Origin of the sequence: Amnibacterium sp. (assembly GCF_025463795.1) — a bacterium.
Lineage (GTDB): Bacteria > Actinomycetota > Actinomycetes > Actinomycetales > Microbacteriaceae > Amnibacterium.
This window is the reverse complement of record NZ_JAODBE010000159.1, coordinates 1-2,877: the sequence shown is the minus strand read 5'-3', so window position 1 is coordinate 2,877 and position 2,877 is coordinate 1. Positions and strand designations below refer to the sequence as shown.

Genomic DNA, 2,877 nt, shown 5'->3' with positions numbered 1-2,877 from the left:
TCTCGAAGGAGCCGCGGACCTTGCTGATCGCGAGATGGCGGACCGAGAACGTGATCTCGGAGTGGGCCGGGTCGCTCTTCCACACAACCTCACGGTACTGCGAGTGGGGAAGCTGGTCGGCAATGGTTGATGACATGTCAACCTCAAGCGTCCGGTCTCCGCCGGTATTCCCGTCGTGGGAACAGGAACGCCCCCACGTGGTTGAAGCGAGGGGCTGGTGTCACTCGTGGCCTTGATGAGGGGTGGTTTCATGCGTGCGGTGCGTTTTGCAGAGTACGGCGGTCCCCAGGTCTTGCGTGTGGACGAGGTCGATGAGCCCCACGCCGGGGTCGGTGAGGTGCGGATCGCCGTTCGCGCGGCCGGGGTGAACGCGGTCGATTGGAAGATCCGTGCTGGGTACATGAGCGAGCAGATGCCGCTCCCGCTTCCGTTCGGCACCGGCGTGGATGCCGCGAGAGTCGTCGACGAGGTGGGCGAGGGGGTTGCCGGGGTTCGAGTCGGCGACGCGGTGCTCGGGTCTGGCTCGGCGACCTATGCGGAGCACGCTGTGCTCACGACCTGGGTGTTGAAGCCGGAGGGGCTGTCGTTCGAGGAGGCGGCAGGGTATCCGGTGCCGGTCGGGACCGCGGTGCGCATCCTGAACCAGCTCGCGGTCCAGCCCGGGCAGACCATCCTCGTCAGCGGGGCTGCGGGAGGTGTCGGCACCGCTGTGGTGCAACTCGCCGTCGCCCGCGGGGCGACGGTGATCGGGACTGCGAGCGAGCGGAACCAGGACCATGTCCGGTCCATGGGCGCGACGCCCACGATCTATGGCGACGGCTTCGTCGGTCGGGTCCGGGAGATCGTCGCCGGCAACATTGACGCGGCGTTCGACATCGCCGGAGCGGGAGTGATCCCAGAGCTGATCGAGCTGACGGGTGACCCGTCCAGGGTGCTGTCGATAGCGGACTACAGCGCACCGGAGCACGGCGCTGCTGTCGCGAGCCCAGGTGGCGATGCCGTCGCGGCGCTCACCGAAGCGACGCGTCTGTTCACCGAGGGCAGGTTCCACATCCCGGTGGAGCGGACGTTCGCGCTCGATGAAGCCTCGGATGCGCAAGGTGCAAGCGCGGGCGGCCATGTCGCCGGGCGCTACATCATCACCGTCTCCTGAGACGGGCTCGGCGACGATCATGCGGCCATCGAGGACACCGCGGGGGACCCGGTGAGGTTCGAGCTGGGGGTGTACAGCTTCGGTGTCGCGGGCCGGAATCTCGAGGGTGAGACGGTCACGACGGCGCAGGCGGTCCGGAACCTGCTCGAGCAGATCAGAGTCGCTGAGGAGGTGGGTCTCGACTTCTTCGGAGTCGGGGAGCATCACACTCCGTCGATGCCGGTGTCGTCGCCGGCGGCGGTGATCAACGCCGCGGCGGCGATGACCACGCGGATCACCCTCTCGACGGCGGTATCGGTGCTCTCGACCGATGACCCCATCCGCCTCTACCAGCAGATGGCGACCGCCGCGATCGTGAGCGGGGATCGGGTGGAGATCATCGCCGGCCGTGGTTCGTCCACGGAGTCGTTCGGCCTCTTCGGGTACGACCTCGGCGATTACGACCTGCTCTACGCCGACAAGCTGGGGCTGCTCCTCGCGATCAACGAGAGCGAGCAGGTCAGCTGGGACAGCTCGCTGCGGCCGCCGCTGAGGGACGCGGTCGTCGTGCCGAGACCGGAGCGCCCGATGAAGATCTGGCTCGGCACCGGCGGCAGCCCGGGGTCCACCGTCCGCGCCGGCGAGGCGGGGCTACCGGTCTCGTACGGGATCTTGAGCGGCACGCCAGAGCACTGGGGTCGAATGGGTGCCCTCTACCGGCAGGCGACTGCGCAGGCCGGCCACGACGCCGGCACCCTGGGGATCTCGGTCGCGGGACACGGCTTCATCGGCATGGACGGCGGCGATGCGAAGGCGCAGTTCTTCCGCCACGAGCAGGCCGCCTATGCCGCTTCCGGACGCTTCGCAGCGCCGTCCTGGGAGCAGGCCGCGGCGAACTACTCCCCGGGAGGGATGGTGTTCGCAGGTGATCCCAGCGAGATCGCGGATCGCATCATCGATCTCCACGCACACCTGGGTCACCGACGGCACTTCCTGCAGATGGACATCGGCGGCATGCGCCACGCCGACGTGCTGCGGTCGATCGAGCTGCTCGGCACCCAGGTGGCTCCCCGCGTGCATGCCGAGCTCGACAACGGGGCGACCGCATGACGGACCTCCGACGGATCCTCGTGATTGTGAGCAGCACACGCACCGAACGGTTCGCCGATCATCTGCTCGCGTGGGTGACCAGCCGGCTCACCGAACGTGGGGACCTGGAGGTCGAGGTCCTCGACGTCCGCGATGTCGACCTGCCGCTCTACGACCGTCCCCGTCCTCCAGCGGTGGCGAGGCGCGAGTACATGAACGACGCGGAACGTTCGATCGGTGCTCGCCTCGATGCGGCCGACGGATACCTCGTCATCACCAACGAGTACAACCACGGCTACTCGGCGGGGCTGAAGAACCTGCTGGACCACTTCTTCGCCGAGCTCGAGCACAAGCCCGTCGCGTTCCTCGGCTACGGGAACGTCGGCGGAAGCCGTGCCATCGAGCAGCTGCGTCAGGTCGTCGCCGAACTCAGCATGGTGTCCGTCCGCGAGACCGTCCACATCCTCGGCTACCAGTTCCCGTCGGTGCGTGCCGGGGGAGACGCCGCCCGAGAGGTCTTCGCCTCCCTCGAGCCGCGCCTGACCGTCATGGTCGACCACCTGCTCTGGTGGGCCGACGCCCTCCGAGCCGCCCGCGAAGCCTGACGGTTCAAGATTTCGGGGGTCGTGGCCCGGTGAACGGACGAGGAACGACCG

Annotated in this window: 4 protein-coding genes; 3 read left to right on the top strand and 1 reads right to left on the bottom strand. The window is 68.1% G+C overall.

Annotation, left to right across the window (positions count from 1 at the left end; all coding sequences use genetic code 11):
• The coding region (locus JWQ92_RS16940) for a YceI family protein (protein WP_367276738.1) at positions 1 to 136 on the bottom strand (136 nt) is incomplete at its 3' end.
• Between the two features lie 114 nt (positions 137 to 250).
• Here JWQ92_RS16940 and JWQ92_RS13370 point away from each other — a divergent pair.
• Genes JWQ92_RS13370 through JWQ92_RS13360 form a run of 3 tightly spaced genes read left to right on the top strand, consistent with a single transcriptional unit; the run spans position 251 to position 2,826 of the window.
• Positions 251 to 1,153, top strand: coding sequence for an NADP-dependent oxidoreductase (locus JWQ92_RS13370; RefSeq protein WP_297344954.1), 903 nt, complete (start codon positions 251 to 253; stop codon positions 1,151 to 1,153).
• A gap of 51 nt (positions 1,154 to 1,204) precedes the next feature.
• Positions 1,205 to 2,242, top strand: a complete 1,038-nt coding sequence (locus JWQ92_RS13365) for an LLM class flavin-dependent oxidoreductase (RefSeq protein ID WP_297344953.1) — start codon at positions 1,205 to 1,207, stop codon at positions 2,240 to 2,242.
• The gene (locus JWQ92_RS13360; protein ID WP_297344952.1) at positions 2,239 to 2,826 is read left to right on the top strand and encodes an NADPH-dependent FMN reductase; all 588 of its coding nucleotides are present in this window, start codon (positions 2,239 to 2,241) and stop codon (positions 2,824 to 2,826) included. The genes JWQ92_RS13365 and JWQ92_RS13360 overlap by 4 nt, the downstream gene beginning before the upstream one ends.
• The last annotated feature ends 51 nt before the right edge of the window (positions 2,827 to 2,877 follow it).